Below are 19,630 nucleotides of genomic sequence, written 5' to 3'. Positions count from 1 at the left end.
CTTACATTATTTCCACGGACAGAAAGAAAGGGAATTATCATGAAAATATTGAGAGTAGAAAGTACATTAGCGGCTTTAGTGCTCGGCGGCGCAGTGCTGGCAGGCTGCTCCAGTAATAGCGGGGCGGCTCAGGATATGGTCGTTCCGGTTAAAATCAGCCAAGCACAGCAGGGAATTATCGGACAGGGAAATATTTATACAGGAACCGTAACACCTTCGGAGACGGTGAACATCGTGCCTAAAGTGGGCGGCAAAGTGGTTGAACTGCCTGTGGATATTGGCACCGAGGTTAAAAAGGGTCAAGTACTGTTCAAGCTTGATGATAAGGACATGCGGAATAATGTTGCGAAAGCCCGCGCCGCAGCAGCTGCGGCAGCAGCCGGAGTAAGCACCGCTCAAGCATCCCACGAATCTACGATGGTTCAAGCAAACTCGGGCTTAGTGCAGTCCAAGAGCGGCGTGATTCAATCCCAAAGCGCAATCAATCAGGCACAGGGGGCTATTAATCAAGCCACTACAGCCGTAGAACAAGCAACACATGGTGTCTCCTCAGCAGCCAATACGGTGAAACAAACGCAGCAAGCTTTGGCAGATGCACAGAAAAATGTAACACGTACACAAAGTCTATTTGATGCAGGTGCGAGTACCCAAGCACAATTAGAACAAGCCAAAACAGCAGTTGTGAATGCGGAAGCGGCTTACAATAATGCACAAAATGCTCAGGCTAATGCGCAAGATCAGTTGGTAGCTGCGCAGAAGGCCCTAACTACAGCTCGCAACAGCTATGATTCAGCAAAAAATAGCTATAGTAATGCCAATAGCGGTTACAGTAATGCGCAAAATCAGCTCAAAGTATCTCAAAATACTGCGGTTATCGAGTCCAGCCAACAATCTTTTAAGCAGGCTCAGCTGAATGTGAACATTGCTCAGGATGCATTGGATGACACCGTTGTTACATCACCGATCAATGGTATTGTGGGTACGAAAAATGCAGAAGTGGGCGAAATGGTATCCGCTCAGTCTCCTGCACTGGTCATCGCTAATCTGAGTACAGTCAATACTTTGATCTATGTTCCAGCGGAACAGATCAACAATGTAAAAGCAGGTGACAAGGTACAGGTTCGTGTTGCAGCTTCCAACATTGTAACAACAGGTACAGTTAAAAATGTAAGCCCGTTGGATGCAAGTGGAAAAGGATATCCTGTAAAAATCTCAGTAGCGAATCCAGACACGAAACTGAAATCCGGTATGTTGGCTGATATCAGCTTTGTCGCTGCCAATGCACAAGAAGGCATTGTGGTTCCTACTGCGGCAGTTCAAAAGGATCAAGGTAAAGAATATGTATATGTTGTAAACGGAGACCATGCGAAACGTAAGGAAGTGAAGACTGTTCAGACGGCAGGTTCCCAAACACTCGTTACCAGTGGTTTGAGCAATGAGGAGAATGTGATCGTGAATAATCTGGCATTGCTGTCCGATAACTCACCGATTACAATTAGCCAATAATTTGGCTCTAAACTCACGTACTATATAATAGTAGAAGTTTATTGTGAATATGCAAGACAGCCTGCTTAGCGGGCTGTCTTGTTTTTATTTCATTGAGCACATTTTACATAGGATTGATGTCGAAGCGGGACTATTTTTGACGAACATTGGTAGAATAGGATAGACTAAATTGGAAATAGATAGTTTACGAGATCTCAGACAAGCGATCGGAGGAATTGTAAGATGGAAGTGAAATTGGTAGTGGATTATGAAGCTTATGAGAATGGCCAAACGATGGCTAAATCTATTGAGGAACTGGCAGCCAAGCCGGAGAGCGCGCAAATTACTGATCTCATCATTGGAGATTGGGGCGGCGCCTATGAAAGTTCACCAGAGGATTTTATCCCAGTGTTAGTGAAGCTCAAAGATCAATTCCCTAAGATACGCAAACTGTTTATTGGTGATATGGAATATGATGAGTGTGAGGTTTCATGGATTAACCAGACGAATCTGTCCCCGTTGTTAGAAGCGTTTCCAGCATTGGAGTCCTTTCATATCAAAGGAAGCCAGGACCTGAGCTTGGAGCCGCTTCGTCATAGCCATCTTCAGGAATTGGTTATTATCTGTGGTGGCCTGCCTGCGAGGGTTCTTCAGCAAATACGTAATGCCGAACTGCCTGAACTGCGCAAGCTGGAACTGTATTTGGGTGTCGAGGACTATGGTTTTGACGGTAACCTCAATGATATTTTGCCGTTCTTGGACAGCAATCCTTTTCCCAAACTTACATACTTGGGACTCAAAGATAGTGAAATACAGGATGAAATTGCAATTGCAGCAGCTAATGCCCCTGTGATTGGACAGCTGGAAGTGCTGGATCTCTCACAAGGTACGTTGTCTGATAAAGGTGCAGAAGCGCTGCTGGCTAGTGAAAGTATAAAAGGGCTGAAGCATCTGGATTTGAGCTATCATTATATGTCTAGTGAAATGATGCAACGTTGGAAAAGCTCGGGTCTATCTGTGAACGTGGAAGATCAACAAGAAGCGGATGAGGAAGATGATTGGCGCTATCCATCACTGACTGAGTAATTTGTTAAATGGATTTCTAAAACGGACTGTTTTCAAAATTAAAATGATCTAAAGTGAGGCGGCTCTATGGTTAGGATGTCAGACTGTAATGTCAGCGAGCCGTTTATCTTGTTCGGTAATCCGGGGAATCGTCGAACTACCGGGCTGCAGGAGGCGCGAAGCAGATTAAAGCTTCCGCCCGCTCTGGAGGTTTCCTATAAGAATGTGCTGGAAGCTATTCGGCAGAAACAAGGTCTGAGCGAGCTAATGTTGCGAATAGCTGCACGAGCTACGCGGAATAGCGTGAATGGTAGTTCCTTTGTGCAAGAGAGCATTGATCAGTTACTGGCGGGGCAGATGGACAGTGGTCCGCTGCTTCGTCTGGATGCACCGGGCGAAAACTTTGAGGTAGAGCGTGAGTTGATTGCTCTGGGCGCCTCGGATGTTGAGGGAGACGATTCTCTGTTGCCATGGCCCGAATGGACACAAGGCACAGGTATAGCGGCGGCAGAAGCGCGACGTCTGCAGGAGCAGCACGGTCGTATTTGGCACCCGGCACAATGGTTCCGGGGCTATTGCCGTCTGCTGGCCTGGCTGCGGGATGAAGTGCCTCTGCTCTGGCCCTCGTCACACTGGATGAATGATCCGGCGGAAGTGGCCGTAATGTTCGACAAACGGCGTTGTAGCACCGATTTAGGCAAGGCAGACATAAGGGTCCCGCCAGTACTTGCATCTTCAGGTGGTGCATTTCGTGATGTTGATGATCTGCACACGGCAATGAAGGAGAGCGGGTTTCACCGCGTATTTGTGAAAATATTTTGTGGGTCCGGTGCTTCTGGTGTCATGGCCTATCAGGTACATCCCCATACACACGCGGAACTGGCGGTGACCACGATTGGAACGGAAATCATACACGGACAGCGCGTGTATTATAATGCCGGACGATTACGTCGTTATACGAATAAGCAGGACATTCATGCTATCCTTAACTGGCTATGCCTGGAAGGGGTACATGTGGAGCGCTGGATTCCCAAAGCGACCCTGAACGGGCGTGTTTATGATGTGCGTCAACTCGTGTGCGGATCAGAAGCTTGCCATGCGGTTTTGCGTTTGAGCCACAGCCCCATTACCAATTTGCATTTGCGTAATGAGCGGCTCTCGCTGAAGGAAGCCGGATTACCACAGAGTACGGTGGAATCGGTCCAGCTTACTGCGAAAGCTGCTATGAGTGTTTTTCCGGCGTCCATGGTCGCTGGGCTGGATGTGCTTGTTCCGGCTCATGGGGGTCGTCCCTATGTGTTGGATGTTAATCCGTTCGGTGATTTGCTGTACCGGGTTGAACATCAGGGTTGGAATCCGTATGAATGGGAAATGCAGCACCTCGCTAATAGGAGCGTGGTTAGGGAAAGGAAAGACAGATATGACTGATATGAACCAAATTGTCGGCTCTCATGATATTGTCATGATTACGCTGGATACCCTGCGTTATGATGTAGCAAAGCTGGAGGAAGAGAATTGTCCCAATTTGTGCGGCTCCGGCTCGTGGGAAAAACGCCATACACCGGGGAGCTTTACCTATGCTGCACATCATGCTTTTTTTGGCGGATTTTTGCCGACTCCGGCGAATACGGATAAGACTTCACATATCCGACTGTTTCACACAAAGGATACGGGACTGCGTACGCATCCACATACCTGGCTGTTCGATGCCCCGGATATTGTGTCCGGGCTAGAGGGTGAAGGTTATCGGACCATCTGTATCGGCGGCGTTATTTTTTTCACGAAGAAAAATAAGCTTGCCAAGGTGCTGCCTGGATATTTTCAAGAAAGCTACTGGCGTATGAACTTTGGCGTTACCAACCCCCGTTCGACGGAGAATCAGGTGAATCATGCTCTGAAACTGTTGGGGAATACAGACCCGTCGCAGCGCTTGTTTTTGTTTCTGAATGTATCAGCGATTCATGGGCCAAATCATTATTTTGTGAAGGGCTCTGCTAAAGATTCAGTGGAGTCTCAACGGGCAGCCTTGCGGTATGTGGATGGTGAACTTGGACGTTTGTTTGATGCCTTACGAAATCGGGGCAAAACGTTTTGTATGGTTTTTTCCGATCATGGTACAGCTTATGGGGAAGACGGCTATGAAGGACATCGTCTGGCGCATGAGGTAGTCTGGAATGTGCCTTACCGCGAATTTATATTATAGAGCAAATAGAAATATAGATTGCACTGGTAAAATATCAAGAAATCAATCCAGCGCGAGGAAGGAGCAGAAATGAAAGCCATGAATCTGAATCACTCGCATCCAACGGGTGCGGCAGCCCAGGAGATAGATACAAACTTAACACCGTCTAGGTTTCAGTGGCCTGAAACTCCTGTTGAATGGGCACGCACGATCCGTGAAGCTCCCTATCGCTCCTATCTGTACTCTTACCCACATAAAACGGCCTATCGCCCGTTTGATACACCGCTCTCGTTGCAGGAGTTGTGGGAGAAGGAGGAGTTAGAAAGCTATTTTTTGTATATGCATATTCCATTTTGCGCGGCTCGCTGTGGATTTTGTAACCTCTTCACTTTGCCGGACAAGCGTCTGGATGTACATAAGGAGTATGTGGATGCGCTAGAAAGACAAGCCAAGCAATGGGCACCAATTATGGGCCGTCGGCCTTTTTCGCGTTTTGCGATCGGCGGCGGTACACCGACCTTACTGGAGGCTCCTTTGGTGGAGCGTTTGTTTGACATTGCGGAAAATATAATGGGACTGGACCCTAAACGAGCTTCTATTTCGGTGGAAACCTCTCCTGATACTGTGACTGAGGATAGGTTGGAGGTGCTCAAGCGCCGCGGGACAGATCGTGTCAGCATGGGAATTCAGAGCTTTGTGGAATCAGAAAGTGCCGCCATATACCGACCTCAGAAGCCAAAACTTGTTAGAGAAGCACTTGAGCGGCTGGTGGAATACAACTTTCCTTTGCTGAACGTGGATCTGATCTATGGCCTGCCTGGTCAAACGGTGGAAACCTGGCTGTATTCTTTAGAGGAAGCACTGTCTTACTCGCCAGGAGAGATTTTTCTTTACCCGTTATATATTCGAGAAAATACGATTTTAAAGCCAGGCTATACCGGGCTGGATCATGATATTCGCCTTACTTTGTATGAAGTGGCGCGTGAACGGCTCAAACAGGCAGGATATGTACAATATTCTATGCGCCGTTTTGCTAAAAATGATGGTATATCCAGCAAAGAGCTTTTGCCCTACAGTTGTCAGGAGGAAGGTATGGCCGGTCTGGGGTGTGGTGCACGCTCCTATACACGCAATGTCCACTATGCTAGCCGTTATGGTGTTAGTGCAGCAGCTACGCGTAGTATTATCGCAGATTATGTTGCTGCGGAACGTCATGATCTGGCTGACTACGGCTTTATTTTAAATGTGGATGAGAGTAAGCGACGCTTTATCTTAAAGGCGCTTCTTCATCGTGAAGGTTTGGAGCTATCGGCCTATGCAGAGCGCTTCGGTGTATCCCTGTCGGACGATTTTACAGGAATGTCGTTGCTGCTGGAATCTGGTATGGCTGTCGTCGAGGAGGGTACGCTGCGACTTACAGAGGAAGGAATGGCCTATTCCGATGCGATTGGGGACTGGATGATCTCCACGTCAGTACGTGAGCGCATGGAAGGATATGTAGGCGCATGAGAGCGACCTTATATTATCGTGGTTCGTTGACCTCTTGCAACTATGCTTGTCCTTACTGCCCGTTCAGTAAAAACGTTGATAGTCGGGAAACGTTGAACAAGGATCGGGCCCAGTTGGAACGTTTTGCTGATTGGGTACGGGAACAGGGCGCTTTGGGGCATCGTCTCTCTATTTTTTTTAATCCGTATGGAGAAGCCTTAATTCATTCCTGGTATCGCAAGACCATGATTGAGTTTTCCCACATGGCGCATGTGGAAAAAGTGGCGGTACAGACGAATCTATCGACTAAGCTGGATTGGACGCAAGAACTGAACCCGGAGACTGCTGCGCTGTGGGCTACATATCACCCTGGAGAGACGAAAGAGCAAGTTTTTATATCGCAGGCTATAAAGCTATATGAACTTGGTATTTCCTATAGTGTCGGTACCGTCGGGTTAAGACAGGCATTTCCGGCTATTCGTTCCTTACGATCGCAACTTCCAAAGGATGTTTATTTGTGGATCAACGCCTACAAGGATCGCCCCCATTATTATACGGATGCCGAGATGGACGAATTGGCTGTAATCGACCCCTATTTCCAATGGAATTTGCAGGATTACAGCAGTCAGGGGCGAGCATGTCGTGCCGGAGAGGATGTATTTTATGTTCAAGGCGATGGACGTGTAAAGCATTGCTATCAGGATCGACGTGTAATTGGGCATCTGTACAGGGATGGCTTGGAAGGTCTGAGCGGCAAGCGCCCGTGTCGGATGAAAGAATGCGGCTGCTATATCGGCTATATCCATATGGAGGAGCAGCCGTTTCGGGAAATGTACGGTCGCGGCTTGCTCGAAAGGGTGCCGCGGGTACAGGTAGCTCCGGTTCCATCATTTGGCAGACAGGCTATTCATAGAGCAAATGAATCCATATAGCAAGGGACGTCCACGTCTATATGTAATACTATAGCACCTTGATCTATTAGAGAAACGAGCAACAAAAAAGAACCGACCTTTGCCCTCAAGCAAAGGTCGGTTCTTCTGTTTTATAATAAGTTTGTGTGACGATCTTATGCGAAATAATCAAGTTTGGACAATAGCAGTAATTTCTTCATCCAGATCCAATCTGATTTGTTCGCGATAGGCACGAATATTGTATTCGGAATATAGGTATCTCAGAATTGCTTCAATCATATTGGCTTCCACCAGATATTGACTGCGGCCCTGTACATGGACTTCTGCTGAATAACCTGTATCCTCTTCCCAGCTTAATTCTACTGTCACATCAGTGGGCTGGACACCTTTGCGTTCAGCCATATGCAAGCAAATAGCGTTGACAATCTCATCCATACTCAAAATCATAGCTTAGTAACGTCCTCCGCGGGAATCATCTGGTCTGCGACGATTTTTAATAGCACGGTAGATACCTACTCCGGCCATGATCAGGACGTAAATGGCGAGAACGTTAACGGCAAGGCCAAGCAAGCTGCCCAATGCGCCCATGTTGCCGAACAATCCACCGAAGAGCATACCTGCCAATCCGCCCAGCATCATACCTTTCAGGAAACCGCCGCCACCGCCAAGGAATCCACCAGTTCTGCTTGTATTACCAGCAGTTGCCCCTGACTTGGTTCCGCTATCTGACTTATTGATGCCATTGCTGTCATTCGCCTTGCTTGGTGTAGATTGGTACGATTTAGGCCCGGATTTAAACCCGCCGCCTCGCCTTGCGTCAGCTGTAGATGGTGCGATCATAGCAATGAATAGGGTAAAAGCCATCATCAGCATCATCATATTTTTCAAAGTGAATGTTTTTTTCATGTAAATATAATCCCCCTTAGTAAATTGTTTTATAGGTCAAACAACCGCTTACTAGTAATACGAATGGCATGGAAAAGGGTTTCAAAGAATTTTAATTTTTAAAAAATTAAATAATAACGTTCCTTAAATCCTATGCATGGATTAGCAAAAGCATTCAGCTTTGCGGCTTAAGTGCAAACGGATTAGTGTCCACACTGACATCACCGGCAAGCAGCATGTGCAGAACCATTTGGCACCATTCCAGACCTGCTTTAGCATTCAAAAGCCCTTTTTGTACTAAAATATAGTCACCAAAGTTTTTACTGCCAAAATGTAAATTCTCTGCGGGAATGTTGTTCAGAATATCCTCTAGATGCTGGATTTTCTGAATAAAATGACGTTTGCGTTCCTCCAGCATACGATTGGCACTACTTTTGTCTGTCAACCAAAGACAGAACAGTCGAAGACTTAATTCATCCCGTGTAACCGGAGCAGCTAACGCTTCCTGGGACCATTGCTGAAGCATATGGATTCCCTTGTCGGTAATGGTATACATTTTCTTATCAGGCTTGTCGGACTGCTGAATCCAACGGGAGGCTAGTAGTTCCTTGCCCTCCATACGGGCCAGTAGCGGATAGATCTGACTGTGCTTGGCCTGCCAAAAAGGCTGGATACGCAACATCAGATCATAGCCGGAGGATTCCTCTCTTGCGAGAAGCCCCAACAGACCATACGATAGTAAATTCATAGATCTTATCTCCTTCATCCATCATAGTAACGGTTGTAACAGCACTGCGGCAGGTATTCTGCAGCTTCATGAAAAGTGTACACTGAAACTGTATGGTTTGACAACTTTCAGACAGGTCGTTCACAGGTTAGCCAAAATTGGCTCCTGTCATTTTCCACGTATATGCGCTTTTTTTCATAAAAAAGGTAGTTTAAGCTCGTATGTACGAGCTTAAACTACCTGGTAACTTTCTGCCGAAGCGTATCCTATTTACTGTTCATTCCCGTCAACGACAAGCGTTAACGCTCCTGTATCTGGATGAATAACCATGCCGTGAACGGGGGCATTAGGGGGGAGAAGCGGGTGATTTTTAATAAGCTTCACGGTAGTTTTTACCCCTTCTTCAATGTTGTCAAAACCTTTCAACCATTTATTTAGCTTAATTCCTGAATTTTCTAATGTATTCAGCACTTCCTGAGAAATTCCGCGATCGAGCATTTCATTGACCATGTGGTCTGCATTTAATGCAGCCATGCCGCATTCATAATGGCCCACGACCACTACTTCGTCTGCTCCCAGCTCATACAGGGCGACTAGTACACTGCGCATTACGCTTCCAAAGGGCTGTGAAATAATCGCACCCGCATTTTTGATGATTTTCACATCACCATTACGCAGGTTCATGGCTTTAGGGAGTAACTCTGTTAGCCGTGTATCCATACAGGTGATAATGACCATTTTTTTATTGGGGAACTTGCCCGTTCTATAGGCCTCGTATTCTTTGTTTTCTACGAAAACACGATTGTACTCTAAAATGTCTTTGATGTGATCCACGATTGTTCCCTCCAGATTCTTATAAAGTTTGATATGTACAGCCCAACGTTTATTTCAGGTCTTAGGAGCTGGTCGTACATGTTGTGTGTTGATTATACTTTTTAATATAAGTATCATCAAGTATAGGTATTGTAAAGTTTTAACCATTTTAAGTTAAAGAGGTGACCTCAAATATGGCGCAACAGACGTTGGATCAATTGACGGCTTTAAAGGAGCTTGCACACAAAATTAGTAGTTATGGCGAAGCAGTAGGTCTGCTGCACTGGGATTTACGGACTGGTGCCCCGCGAAAGGGCGTTGACATTCGGTCGGAGACGTTAGGTATGCTGTCCACTGAAATGTTCAAGCTGATGATCTCGGATGAAATGGGACAATTGCTGCAATTTTTTGCCCCAGAAGACAAGCTGAAGCAACTGGAGGATAATGATCGCAGATTGGTGGAGGAATGCCGTAAAAATTATGAACTGAATCGTTCGGTTCCGGCAGACCGATATCGGGAGTATAGCATTCTTGCAGCACAGGCAGAGAGCAAGTGGGAGGACGCAAAGGAACATAGCGATTTTGCCGGATTTGAACCGTACTTGTCTAAAATCGTCGACATGAAGCGTGAGTTTATCGGCTACTGGGGTGTTAAGGATACAGAGTATGACACGCTTTTGGATCAATATGAGCCGGGGATGACGGTTGAAAAGCTGGATGCTGTGTTTGATCGTCTCAAAAAGCGCCTTGTGCCCCTATTGTCTAAAATTCAGGCTTCATCGAACCAGCCGGATAAGAGCTTTTTAGATGGTGTGTTTGATGTGAAGCAGCAGGAGAAGTTCAGCCTGTTCATTTTAGGACAGATGGGGTATGACTTTGACGCAGGTCGTTTGGATGAGAGTGTACATCCTTTCGCAACAGGATTAAATCCAGGTGATGTGCGTATAACAACTCATTATCTGCAAGATGATGTAACCAGCGCTATTTTCAGTTCGTTGCATGAAGGAGGCCATGCGCTGTACGAACAAAATATTGCTCCAGAGCTGGCAGGATCACTACTGTCTGGAGGAACCTCTATGGGGATTCATGAATCCCAGTCGCGCTTGTGGGAAAATAAAATCGGACGCAGTCGTGCTTTTTGGGATCGGTATTACGATGATTTGCAACAGCATTTTCCTGATCGTTTGGCGAAGGTTACGGCAGAGCAATTCTACCGGGCAGTCAACCGTGTGGAAAATTCACTGATTCGTATTGAAGCGGATGAGCTAACATATAATTTACATATCATTATCCGTTATGAAATTGAAAAAATGCTGTTTAATGAAAAGCTGGATGTGAAGCGTCTCCCCGAGGTGTGGAATGCGAAATATAAGGACTACCTGGGGCTTCTACCACCGAATGACGGACTGGGCGTACTTCAAGACGTTCACTGGTCCGGTGGTGATTTTGGTTATTTTGCTTCCTACTCGCTTGGCAATATGTATGCAGCGCAAATTTTGGCGACATTACGCAAAGAGTTGCCCAATCTGGATGAATTAATTGCTGCTGGGGAACTTGAGCCGATCAAGCAATGGCTGACCGAACGTATTTACCGTTACGGCAAGAGTCGGACGCCATCCGAGTTGATTGTAGCCATTACAGGTGAGGAGCTGAACCCGGATTATCTCGCCGACTATCTGGAAGAGAAATATACCTCCATATACAAGCTGTAATTTAGAAACTATAAAATAATCATATATGCATCTACCCCGCGTTCCTAGGCGAACGCGGGTTTTTTTTGTGCGATTAACCATTATAACGACAGTCGCATAACAATATATGAAGTCAACCGATGTAAAAAGGTGGGGAGGGAACAAGGATGAAAAACGGCGCTCGTTTCAAAGCTGTGGTGGCTGCGGCACTACTCGGATTACTGTTGCTCAGTGGGTGCACCCCTAAAGGAGGGGAGCAGACGATTGAGATCAGACTGGGCGAGGTAGCCCGTACGGTCTTTTATGCGCCGCAGTATGTAGCCTTGAGCCAGGGGATGTTTGCTCAGGAGGGACTGGATGTCCAACTCGCAACGATTCCCGGGGGTGACAAGGCGATGACGGCGTTATTGTCCAATCAGGCAGATATCGCGCTCATCGGCGCGGAAACATCTATTTATGTGTATCAGCAAGGAGCAGAGGACCCTATCATTAATTTTGCCCAACTGACACAGAAGGATGGTACCTTTTTATTTGCCCGTCAAACGCAGGATAGCTTTGAATGGGAAAAGCTGAAAGGACAAAACTTTTTGGGGCAACGCAAGGGCGGAATGCCGCAAATGTCACTTGAATTTACGCTTCGCAAACACGGCATTGATCCTCATAAGGATCTGAAGCTGATTCAAAATATTGATTTTGCTAATGTTGCCTCTGCTTTCGGCTCCGGTACAGGGGATTATGTGCAGCTGTTTGAGCCACAGGCATCTATTTTTGAAAAGGAAGGCCGTGGACGGGTAGTTGCCTCTATCGGTGTGGAGAGCGGCGAGTTGCCGTATACGGTATATATGGCTAAGCAAAGCTACCTGAACACAAATAGCGAGGCTGCACAGAAATTTACAAATGCTGTATATCGGGCACAACAGTGGATTGCTACGCATTCACCTGAACAGATTGCTGAAGCAATCACGCCCTATTTTAAAGATACAGATTTAGCTGTTTTGACGAGTAGTATCAAACGATATAAGGAACAGAGTACCTATGCTTTGAACCCGATGATTGAGGAAAAGGAATGGAAGAACTTACAGGATGTCATGACCTCGGCAGGGGAGCTTAAAAGTCCGGTTGTACTAGATAAGCTAGTGAACCCAAGCTTTGCACAACAAGCGATTTCATCAAACTCTACCGGGAATACTGAACCGCCTGTGAAAAAGAGCACAACTGAATCTACGGATGCAGGTGTCGGTGCTGGAGGTTCGTCATGATGGAGGAACGGAGTGGCCTCACTTCGGACGCGACCATCCCGATGGTGAGAATGGAGAAAGTGACGCATGTCTATGTAACGGATCGTGAAGCTTCGCTGGCGGTTGAGAATATTGATTTTTCTGTAGAGACAGGGGAGTTTGTCAGTTTGGTTGGTCCAAGCGGCTGCGGCAAAACGACGATCCTGTCCATGATCGCGGGGCTACTGCGTCCAGCGGCAGGCCAAGTCATGCTGCAAGGTCAGCCGGTAAGTGGTCCGAGTCCAGAGGTCGGTTACATGCTGCAGCAGGATTATCTGTTCCCGTGGCGGACGATAATGGATAACGCATTGTTGGGTTTGGAGCTAGGCAATAGAGTGGATGAAGCTGCGCGTGAGCGGACACGGCTGTTGCTGGAAGGCATGGGTCTAGGAGGGAAGGAGCATCTGCATCCGTCCCAGCTGTCTGGGGGAATGCGTCAGCGCGTGGCGCTGGTACGGACGCTGGCGACCAATCCGGGGCTGCTGCTGCTGGATGAGCCTTTCTCCGCGCTGGATTATCAAACCAAGCTACAGCTGGAAGATCTGATTGCGGAAACCTTGCGCGAGCGGAGAAAGACGGCTATTTTAGTCACACATGATTTGGCCGAGGCCATTGCGGTCAGTGACCGGATTATAGTGATGGGTCGAAATCCTGGTCATGTCCGACGTACCTTCGAGATTCCGGATTGCATCCGAAAAGCTCAGCCTTTTTATGCACGCGAGCAGCCGGGTTTTAATGAGCTTTTTCATGAAATATGGGGTGAACTGGAGGCTTCGGGAGCAAAGGAGTGAGTTAACGTATGAAGGACGAAGCGGATCAGCTTGAGCAACGTTGGATTCAAGGACTACATCAGGCGTATTTACGCAGCAGGCGTTCGCAGCGATGGTTAGTGACAGGTGTACAGACAGCTATTTTACTGCTTTTGTTTGTGCTATGGGAAATTGCAGGCCGTTTGAAGTGGATTGATGTACTGTTGTTCAGCTATCCGAGCAAAATTTTCACCCAGATCGGTAAGGATGCGGTCAGTGGTGAATTATGGGGACATGTAGGTGTCACCGTGGGAGAAACGATGGCGGGGTTTTTACTCGGTACACTGTTAGGTACGTTGCTGGCTGTACTTATTTGGTGGTCACCGTTTTTGTCGAGGGTGCTTGATCCCTATATGGTCGTGTTCAACAGTATGCCTAAGGTGGCGCTAGGTCCAATTTTTATCGTCATGTTTGGGGCGGGATTTACTGCTATCCTAATGACAACCCTCTCCATTACGGTCATTATTACGACACTAGTCGTATACAACAGCTTTCAGGAAGTTGATTCGAATCTGATCAAAGTGGTTCGTACGTTTGGCGGATCACGCCGAGATACGTTTCAAAAGGTGATTTTACCTGCATCCTTTCCTGCAATCGTCTCTACGCTGAAAGTGAATGTCGGTATGGCATGGGTTGGCGTGATAGTTGGTGAATTTCTGGTGGCCAAAAACGGCTTAGGCTATTTGATTATCTATGGTTTTCAGGTGTTCAATTTCACGCTGGTTATGTCCAGTTTGTTGATCATTGCTGTCGTAGCTACACTGATGTATCAGGCGGTCGTGTATGTGGAGCATCGTCTGCTTTCCGGTCGTCCTCATCGGTAATAATAAAATTTCTGAACATTTGTGTAAAACGTGAAAATAAAGTACCATGAAAATGAAATACTTAATATTTATGAAAATGTGGAAACAGATTTCATCTAGAGAGGACAGAATTTTTTCATGGGCTTTCGTACGATTAAAACGGCTATTGCCGCATTAATGGCCGTACTTATTGCGGAGGGTTTTGGCATTCATGGAGCCACCTCAGCAGGGCTTTTAGCGATTTTGGGGGTGGATGTCACACGCAAGAGAAGTCTCCGTACCATTTCGGCGAGATTTTTTGCATCCGTCGTGGGGCTTCTTTTTGCTTGTGTTTTGTTTGTGGTATTCGGATTTCATGATTGGGTACTAGCATTATATATTTTAACGGCGTTTCCAGTCATTGTACGGGTGGGCTTTAAAGAAGGGATCGTCACCGGCTCGGTCGTGGTTTTTCGTGTATTCAGCGGCGGCGTGATTGATATGGAGGTACTGCTGACCCAGCTAGCTCTGCTAGTGATTGGACTGGGTTCCGCGATGATTGTCAATTTAGCCTATATGCCGGGTTCTGATAATACAATGCAACAAATTCGGCAGGAAGTGGATCGGACATTTTCTGTTATATTCAGAAATATGGCCAATACGCTGCGTAGTCCAGCATACATATGGGATGGCAAGGAAGTTATTGAAGCGAACAGCGTGATAGCCAAAGGGGTCACTGAGGCGGGGCGTTCCTTGGAAAATCAGATGCTTCGTCCCCAAGAGGGTTGGAATGTGTATTTTTATATGCGAAAAGAGCAGCTGGATTCGATCCAAAACATGATGCAGTTGATCGCACAAATGTATCAGCATATGCCGCAGGCCAAGCTTCTGGCCGAGCTGTTCGACCAGCTTAGCAATGACGTTTTGGCTGGACATTATACAGGACAGACTGAGAAGCTGCTGGAGCAGGTTCGTGAAGAATTTAAAGCAATGGAGCTTCCCGCAACCCGGGAGGAATTTGAGATTCGTTCGGCATTATTGCAGCTTACACATGAGCTTCATCAGTATTTGAAAATTGCGAAAAAGGACAAGGCCCCTACTCCAGTGAAAAATTAGAGTAAAAGGCCTTGAGCGGCTACTATCCATGACGGACAGTAGCCTTTTCTTGTTCAGTGATGGTAGAAGCCGGATGACTGAAAGTCCGTTTGTGCCGAATTCGGTCTGTGATCCATAAGACAGCGGTGATCAGGCAAGGGTACAGCATAGCCCATCCGACAAAGGGGAAAACGATCGCCGTAAAGATGAACGATATCCAACTAATGGCAACGCCCCAGCGACTACCACGCAGAAGCTTAATTCCTGCTGCACAACCTCCTAAATAGGTCAGAATAAAGGTGGCGTTCGGGAACTGGATCAGGTTAGTGAGTGAAACAGTACCACTACCGTACAACACCATAATGATCACGAAGCAGACGCTAAGAAAAGCAATACCCCCAATAGGGGTATGGAATCGTTGGGATAACATGCCCATCCAGCGAAAGGCCTGTCCTTGCCGGGATAAAGCATAAGCGACACGTGAAGCGGCACCAACATAAGCAATAATAGTAGCGGTACAAATAAAGATACCCGTCAAGCCTGCAATTATCGCGCCCCATGGCCCGATAGCCCGACTAATCACCCATACGAGCGAAGCATCCGAATCCCCTGCAAGGTAACTTTGTGTGCCCACAGTAGCCAGCGCAGTTAAGAAATAAAGCAAACCAACAATGACGGCTGCAATGGTCACACCTCTAACGGCCGCCCGCTGGGGATTGGTGAATTCCTCTGACATATGGGACACGGCCTCCCAACCGATAAAACACCAAAACAGAATCGCGGCCGCTTGACCGACGGAGAGCCAGCCATGTGGAACAAACGGGGTGAAATGGACTGTTTCCATCTGAGGAAGTGCTGCGGCAATAGCGAATATAAGGACGGCAACGATAGCTATGACGACTACGATCTGAATACGTCCCGCGACCTTCATGCCGATCCAATTGATGATCAGGCCCACCGCCAACATAGCAGCGGCTAACATCATGCGGCTTTCCTCTCCCCAGCCCATGGCTGCGGTCATATAGCCAGCTCCAGTGAGTGCGGCAACAGGTGCCCCAATCGGAACCGACATGAGAAAAAACCACCCGATATAAGCACCAGCACGTGGTGAAAAGGCCAACGTGACAAAATGCGATACCCCTCCCGCATTCGGAAATTTGGCGGATAGAAGACCCATGGAAAGTGCCATTGGCAGGATGAGCAGGGTCATAAAGCCCCATGCCAGCAGCGATGCCGGTCCCGCCATTTGGGCGGCAAGTCCAGGCACAATCAATATCCCCGAACCCAGTACAGCTCCGATATAGAGTGCAATGGCCTGTGGAAGACCAATGGTGGATTGAAGTTTACTTTCATTTGTCATGCAGAAAAGCCTTCTTTCTCTTGTTATTTTCTCCAGCTTATCAGATAATCAATCTATCGGAAAAACGGAATATAACGATTGCTTGCATCGGAAAAACCGATTGAAGGAGCGGATTATGGAATCGCGGCATTTGTTTACCTTTTTAAATGTAGTTGAGGCAGGCAGTTTTACGCGAGCAGCGCGTATACTGGATTATGCACAGTCGAGTATCACTGCTCAAATTCAAACGCTGGAGGCAGAGTTGGGTACGCCGCTTTTTGATCGCATTGGCAAAAAAATCATGCTGACGGATGCTGGACGACGTTTGCTGCCCTATGCGCAGGAAATTTCCAAGATGCATGCTATGGCCAAGGATGCGCTTCGTTCAGAAACGGAATTGGCAGGCACGCTGAAAATAGGAGCACCAGAGTCTCTGGCCGCTTTTCGTCTACCGAGTCTGATCCGTGAGTACAGAGAACGGTATCCGAAGGTTAAAATTGTCCTTAAACCCGGTGAATGCTGGGAATTACGCGATTTGATCCGCTCCGGTGAGCTGGATTTGGCTTTTTTGCTTCAGCCTGAGACGGAGGATAGAGAACTGAATGTCACCACGCTTATTCATGAGCCGATGGCCTTGGTTGCTCCACTTAAGCATTCGCTGGTTACCTATACCCGGGTAGATCCTGCTGACTTGAAGGACGAAACCATTTTGCATACGGAGGCAGGATGTACGTACCGTATCCTTTTTGAGCAGTATTTGAATAAACACGGTATTTTTTCAGACCCTAGCCTGGAATTTTGGAGTATTGAAGCCATCAAGCAGTGTGTCATGGCTGGATTGGGTATCGCGCTGCTTCCGCTGGTAACGGTACAAAACGAGCTGCGAGAAGGTAAAATGGCGCGTTTAACCTGGGATGACAGTGAACAGCAGGTGGCTACTCAGGTCGCCTATCACACGAAAAAGTGGAAATCCCCGGCTCTTAGTGAATTTTTACAGATCGTTGAGCAGCATGTAACACATTGGCGTGCATGAGTTCAAGCCATCGCGGCATATGCTTATACAAATAATATTTTTTCCTTTTCGCCTATTCACTCAACATTCGCCCACAACCTGCATACATATGTATGGAATGATTGATTGTATGGAGGAGGTTCAAGAATGGCATTAAGTCATAAAAATCGTAGAGAGATTATTACCAAAGCGATCTGTGGTAAAGGTCGCAGATTCTCTACCGTAACCCATACCGTAACTCCGCCGAATAATCCGACGAGCATTTTAGGGGCATGGATTATTAACCACCAGTATGAAGCTGTGGCGGCGGGGGACGGCATTGAGGTCGTCGGGACGTATGATATCAATATTTGGTACTCATACGATAAAAACTCGCAGACCGATGTGGCCAAGGAAACGGTGTCGTACGTGGAAAATGTGCCGCTCTCGTATCTTGATCCGAAGCACCGGGCGTCTACAGTGGAAGTATCCGCCGAAGCTACACAGGAGCCGAGTTGCGTCGAGGCCAGTGTGTCTTCTGGAGGTGGCAGCGTAATGATCCGGGTCGAGCGGGAATTTGCGGTGGAGCTGGTGGCGGAAACGAAGATTGTTGTAGAAGTATTCCCGAATGGTAGCAGCGATGATTTTGACAAAGACTTTGATTTTGGAGCGGAAGAGGGGGACTATGAGGAGCTCGACCCCGACCTCATTGACGACGAGCTCTGACAGAAGTAACCAAAAAGAGGGCCGCTTTACTCTTTGCGCCGGCTGATTCTGCGCAGGGGGCAAAGGCCCTCCTTTTTTGTTATTGTGGGTTGAAATCCGTACGTAGTCCGTAGGGGGGAATATGATGCAGCAGCCGGGACAGTCGCTCATACGCTTCAGACAGATGCCAAATGATGAAAAAAAGCGTAGACTGGAGCGTTCAGGCATAGCGGTGCAGTGGATGGATAGCAGTATAGCAGATTTTGCGATAGGCTACGCGGTGCAAATCCATCAACTGCGAGTGTTGGAAATTCGTAGACGTGCCATCGAAGGCCCATCCAAAGTCCGCGCATACGATCTGTCTGAACTGGATCAACACTCACCGCTCTATGTCCGGATGGAGCGGCTGGCTGTACGTGCGTTGTACACCCTGGGTTTGGACAGTGGTGAGGTGGTACTGACGCCGCTGGGGGAGCGCAACTGTCAGGTGCGCGAAATCTCAGCACAGCCATGGCTGAACGATAGACGTTTGGCCACGCTATATGAAATTGCTGCGCGCGAAGGGGATGTTGAGGGTGAGAATCTTTCAGCGCAACGAGGGAGAGATCGACTGCTCATCGGAATGGACCCTGAATTTGTGCTGGTTCGTATGCCCGAGGGACGGGTCGTTCCGGCCTCAAGATATTTGGGTCGTCTCGGCATAGCCGGCTGCGATGCTGTTACTCGTCGAGGACGAACACTGTATCCAGTCGCTGAGCTTCGCCCTGCGCCGAGTGGAGATCCGGCCCATCTGCTGAAGCACCTGCGTCAAGCTTTTGCAACAGCAGCCCGGCGCATTGCCGACCGCACACTCATCTGGCAGGCAGGGGGGATGCCGCAACCGGGTTTTCCGCTGGGCGGACATCTGCATTTCAGCGGGGTTTCGCTAAACGGTGCCTTGCTACGGGCACTGGATAACTATTTGGCACTGCCTTTAGCGCTACTGGAAGACAAGCGTGCGGCTCGGCGCAGACCGCATTATGGCAATTTAGGTGATTTTCGCCGTCAGTCGTATGGAGGCTTTGAATATCGTACACTGCCCAGTTTTCTTATCTCGCCACAGCTGGCGAAAGGTGTGATTGGAATGGCGTTTCTCATTGCCTCTCAATATCCGCGTTTGCAACGTAGGCCGCTGGGTGAGGAGGAGGCTCACAGAGCCTTTTATGAAGGAAATCAACTTGTCCTTAAGGAGTATATGGAACCTCTAATTTTGGACATGGTTTCACTGGAAATATACTCGCAATATGAAGCTTATGTAGCGCCATTGCTGGACAGCCTCCGCAAGGGGAAACAGTGGGATGAATCACGGGATTTGCGCCCGTATTGGAAGCTTACGTAAAATCAAG

The 19,630-nt window shown here is 47.7% G+C and carries 19 protein-coding genes; 14 read left to right on the top strand and 5 right to left on the bottom strand.

From position 1 onward, the window contains the following. Nucleotides 1-39: 39 nt before the first annotated feature. The 6 genes from MKY24_RS14810 (at nt 40) to MKY24_RS14785 (ending at nt 7,152) form a co-directional block, all read left to right on the top strand. Nucleotides 40-1,506, top strand: a complete 1,467-nt coding sequence (locus MKY24_RS14810) for an efflux RND transporter periplasmic adaptor subunit (RefSeq protein WP_023989063.1) — start codon at nt 40-42, stop codon at nt 1,504-1,506. A gap of 222 nt (nt 1,507-1,728) precedes the next feature. Beyond that, a complete protein-coding gene (locus tag MKY24_RS14805) occupies nt 1,729-2,571 on the top strand; it encodes an STM4015 family protein (RefSeq protein WP_023989062.1) in 843 nt (280 codons plus the stop codon). A gap of 66 nt (nt 2,572-2,637) precedes the next feature. After that, nucleotides 2,638-3,978: an STM4014 family protein gene (locus MKY24_RS14800; RefSeq protein WP_053325629.1), complete on the top strand. Its 1,341-nt coding sequence runs from the start codon at nt 2,638-2,640 to the stop codon at nt 3,976-3,978. Then, nucleotides 3,971-4,753, top strand: coding sequence for an STM4013/SEN3800 family hydrolase (locus tag MKY24_RS14795; RefSeq protein ID WP_023989060.1), 783 nt, complete (start codon nt 3,971-3,973; stop codon nt 4,751-4,753). Before MKY24_RS14800 ends, MKY24_RS14795 begins: the two co-directional genes overlap by 8 nt. Before the next feature lie 69 nt (nt 4,754-4,822). Continuing rightward, the gene (locus MKY24_RS14790; RefSeq protein ID WP_339200262.1) at nt 4,823-6,241 is read left to right on the top strand and encodes an STM4012 family radical SAM protein; all 1,419 of its coding nucleotides are present in this window, start codon (nt 4,823-4,825) and stop codon (nt 6,239-6,241) included. After that, a complete protein-coding gene (locus tag MKY24_RS14785) occupies nt 6,238-7,152 on the top strand; it encodes an STM4011 family radical SAM protein (protein WP_339200261.1) in 915 nt (304 codons plus the stop codon). Before MKY24_RS14790 ends, MKY24_RS14785 begins: the two co-directional genes overlap by 4 nt. A gap of 147 nt (nt 7,153-7,299) precedes the next feature. Here the strand turns inward: MKY24_RS14785 and MKY24_RS14780 are convergent, their stop codons facing one another. The 4 genes from MKY24_RS14780 to MKY24_RS14765 form a co-directional block, all read right to left on the bottom strand. After that, the gene (locus MKY24_RS14780; protein ID WP_013310599.1) at nt 7,300-7,578 is read right to left on the bottom strand and encodes a YxcD family protein; all 279 of its coding nucleotides are present in this window, start codon (nt 7,576-7,578) and stop codon (nt 7,300-7,302) included. Between the two features lie 3 nt (nt 7,579-7,581). Further along, the gene (locus MKY24_RS14775) at nt 7,582-8,037 is read right to left on the bottom strand and encodes a hypothetical protein (protein ID WP_023989057.1); all 456 of its coding nucleotides are present in this window, start codon (nt 8,035-8,037) and stop codon (nt 7,582-7,584) included. A 154-nt stretch (nt 8,038-8,191) separates the two neighbouring features. Further along, a complete protein-coding gene (locus MKY24_RS14770; protein WP_028540701.1) occupies nt 8,192-8,764 on the bottom strand; it encodes a PadR family transcriptional regulator in 573 nt (190 codons plus the stop codon). 249 nt (nt 8,765-9,013) lie between these two features. Further along, entirely contained in the window at nt 9,014-9,577 is a 564-nt protein-coding gene (locus MKY24_RS14765; RefSeq protein ID WP_023989055.1) for a carbonic anhydrase, read from the bottom strand. A 173-nt stretch (nt 9,578-9,750) separates the two neighbouring features. Between MKY24_RS14765 and MKY24_RS14760 the strand changes: the two genes are divergently transcribed. From MKY24_RS14760 to MKY24_RS14740, 5 genes are all read left to right on the top strand, one after another. Continuing rightward, entirely contained in the window at nt 9,751-11,268 is a 1,518-nt protein-coding gene (locus tag MKY24_RS14760) for a carboxypeptidase M32 (RefSeq protein WP_068942662.1), read from the top strand. 146 nt (nt 11,269-11,414) lie between these two features. Next, nucleotides 11,415-12,506, top strand: a complete 1,092-nt coding sequence (locus MKY24_RS14755; RefSeq protein ID WP_023989053.1) for an ABC transporter substrate-binding protein — start codon at nt 11,415-11,417, stop codon at nt 12,504-12,506. Next, a complete protein-coding gene (locus tag MKY24_RS14750) occupies nt 12,503-13,315 on the top strand; it encodes an ABC transporter ATP-binding protein (protein ID WP_023989052.1) in 813 nt (270 codons plus the stop codon). Before MKY24_RS14755 ends, MKY24_RS14750 begins: the two co-directional genes overlap by 4 nt. Nucleotides 13,316-13,323: 8 nt before the next feature. After that, nucleotides 13,324-14,157 carry an ABC transporter permease gene (locus MKY24_RS14745; RefSeq protein WP_013310592.1) on the top strand — a complete coding sequence of 278 codons (834 nt, stop codon included), beginning with the start codon at nt 13,324-13,326 and terminating at the stop codon, nt 14,155-14,157. Nucleotides 14,158-14,274: 117 nt separating this feature from the next. Beyond that, entirely contained in the window at nt 14,275-15,231 is a 957-nt protein-coding gene (locus MKY24_RS14740; protein ID WP_023989050.1) for an aromatic acid exporter family protein, read from the top strand. A 22-nt stretch (nt 15,232-15,253) separates the two neighbouring features. Here the strand turns inward: MKY24_RS14740 and MKY24_RS14735 are convergent, their stop codons facing one another. Continuing rightward, the gene (locus MKY24_RS14735; RefSeq protein ID WP_339200260.1) at nt 15,254-16,570 is read right to left on the bottom strand and encodes an amino acid permease; all 1,317 of its coding nucleotides are present in this window, start codon (nt 16,568-16,570) and stop codon (nt 15,254-15,256) included. A 115-nt stretch (nt 16,571-16,685) separates the two neighbouring features. On the opposite strand from MKY24_RS14735, the gene MKY24_RS14730 reads away from it, so the two are divergent. From MKY24_RS14730 to MKY24_RS14720, 3 genes are all read left to right on the top strand, one after another. After that, nucleotides 16,686-17,582, top strand: coding sequence for a LysR family transcriptional regulator (locus MKY24_RS14730; protein ID WP_339202338.1), 897 nt, complete (start codon nt 16,686-16,688; stop codon nt 17,580-17,582). A gap of 126 nt (nt 17,583-17,708) precedes the next feature. Continuing rightward, entirely contained in the window at nt 17,709-18,266 is a 558-nt protein-coding gene (locus MKY24_RS14725) for an outer spore coat protein CotE (RefSeq protein WP_013310588.1), read from the top strand. A 121-nt stretch (nt 18,267-18,387) separates the two neighbouring features. Beyond that, nucleotides 18,388-19,623 (top strand): hypothetical protein, encoded by a 1,236-nt coding sequence (locus MKY24_RS14720; protein ID WP_339200259.1) that lies wholly within the window; start codon nt 18,388-18,390, stop codon nt 19,621-19,623. Nucleotides 19,624-19,630: the final 7 nt, after the last annotated feature.

The organism is Paenibacillus sp. FSL P2-0322 (assembly GCF_037975315.1).
Classification (GTDB): Bacteria; Bacillota; Bacilli; order Paenibacillales; family Paenibacillaceae; genus Paenibacillus; species Paenibacillus polymyxa_B.
This window is presented reverse-complemented; position numbering and strand designations above follow the sequence as displayed.

Bases quoted from the DNA above. Each gene is read 5' to 3' on its own strand.
- MKY24_RS14795 (WP_023989060.1), top strand. From the start codon at position 3,971: ATGACTGATATGAACCAAATTGTCGGCTCTCATGATATTGTCATGATT.
- MKY24_RS14725 (WP_013310588.1), top strand. From the start codon at position 17,709: ATGGCATTAAGTCATAAAAATCGTAGAGAGATTATTACCAAAGCGATC.
- MKY24_RS14805 (WP_023989062.1), top strand. From the start codon at position 1,729: ATGGAAGTGAAATTGGTAGTGGATTATGAAGCTTATGAGAATGGCCAA.
- MKY24_RS14780 (WP_013310599.1), bottom strand. From the start codon at position 7,578: ATGATTTTGAGTATGGATGAGATTGTCAACGCTATTTGCTTGCATATG.
- MKY24_RS14800 (WP_053325629.1), top strand. From the start codon at position 2,638: ATGGTTAGGATGTCAGACTGTAATGTCAGCGAGCCGTTTATCTTGTTC.
- MKY24_RS14790 (WP_339200262.1), top strand. From the start codon at position 4,823: ATGAAAGCCATGAATCTGAATCACTCGCATCCAACGGGTGCGGCAGCC.
- MKY24_RS14810 (WP_023989063.1), top strand. From the start codon at position 40: ATGAAAATATTGAGAGTAGAAAGTACATTAGCGGCTTTAGTGCTCGGC.
- MKY24_RS14750 (WP_023989052.1), top strand. From the start codon at position 12,503: ATGATGGAGGAACGGAGTGGCCTCACTTCGGACGCGACCATCCCGATG.
- MKY24_RS14735 (WP_339200260.1), bottom strand. From the start codon at position 16,570: ATGACAAATGAAAGTAAACTTCAATCCACCATTGGTCTTCCACAGGCC.
- MKY24_RS14785 (WP_339200261.1), top strand. From the start codon at position 6,238: ATGAGAGCGACCTTATATTATCGTGGTTCGTTGACCTCTTGCAACTAT.
- MKY24_RS14770 (WP_028540701.1), bottom strand. From the start codon at position 8,764: ATGAATTTACTATCGTATGGTCTGTTGGGGCTTCTCGCAAGAGAGGAA.
- MKY24_RS14745 (WP_013310592.1), top strand. From the start codon at position 13,324: ATGAAGGACGAAGCGGATCAGCTTGAGCAACGTTGGATTCAAGGACTA.
- MKY24_RS14730 (WP_339202338.1), top strand. From the start codon at position 16,686: ATGGAATCGCGGCATTTGTTTACCTTTTTAAATGTAGTTGAGGCAGGC.
- MKY24_RS14760 (WP_068942662.1), top strand. From the start codon at position 9,751: ATGGCGCAACAGACGTTGGATCAATTGACGGCTTTAAAGGAGCTTGCA.
- MKY24_RS14775 (WP_023989057.1), bottom strand. From the start codon at position 8,037: ATGAAAAAAACATTCACTTTGAAAAATATGATGATGCTGATGATGGCT.
- MKY24_RS14740 (WP_023989050.1), top strand. From the start codon at position 14,275: ATGGGCTTTCGTACGATTAAAACGGCTATTGCCGCATTAATGGCCGTA.
- MKY24_RS14755 (WP_023989053.1), top strand. From the start codon at position 11,415: ATGAAAAACGGCGCTCGTTTCAAAGCTGTGGTGGCTGCGGCACTACTC.
- MKY24_RS14720 (WP_339200259.1), top strand. From the start codon at position 18,388: ATGATGCAGCAGCCGGGACAGTCGCTCATACGCTTCAGACAGATGCCA.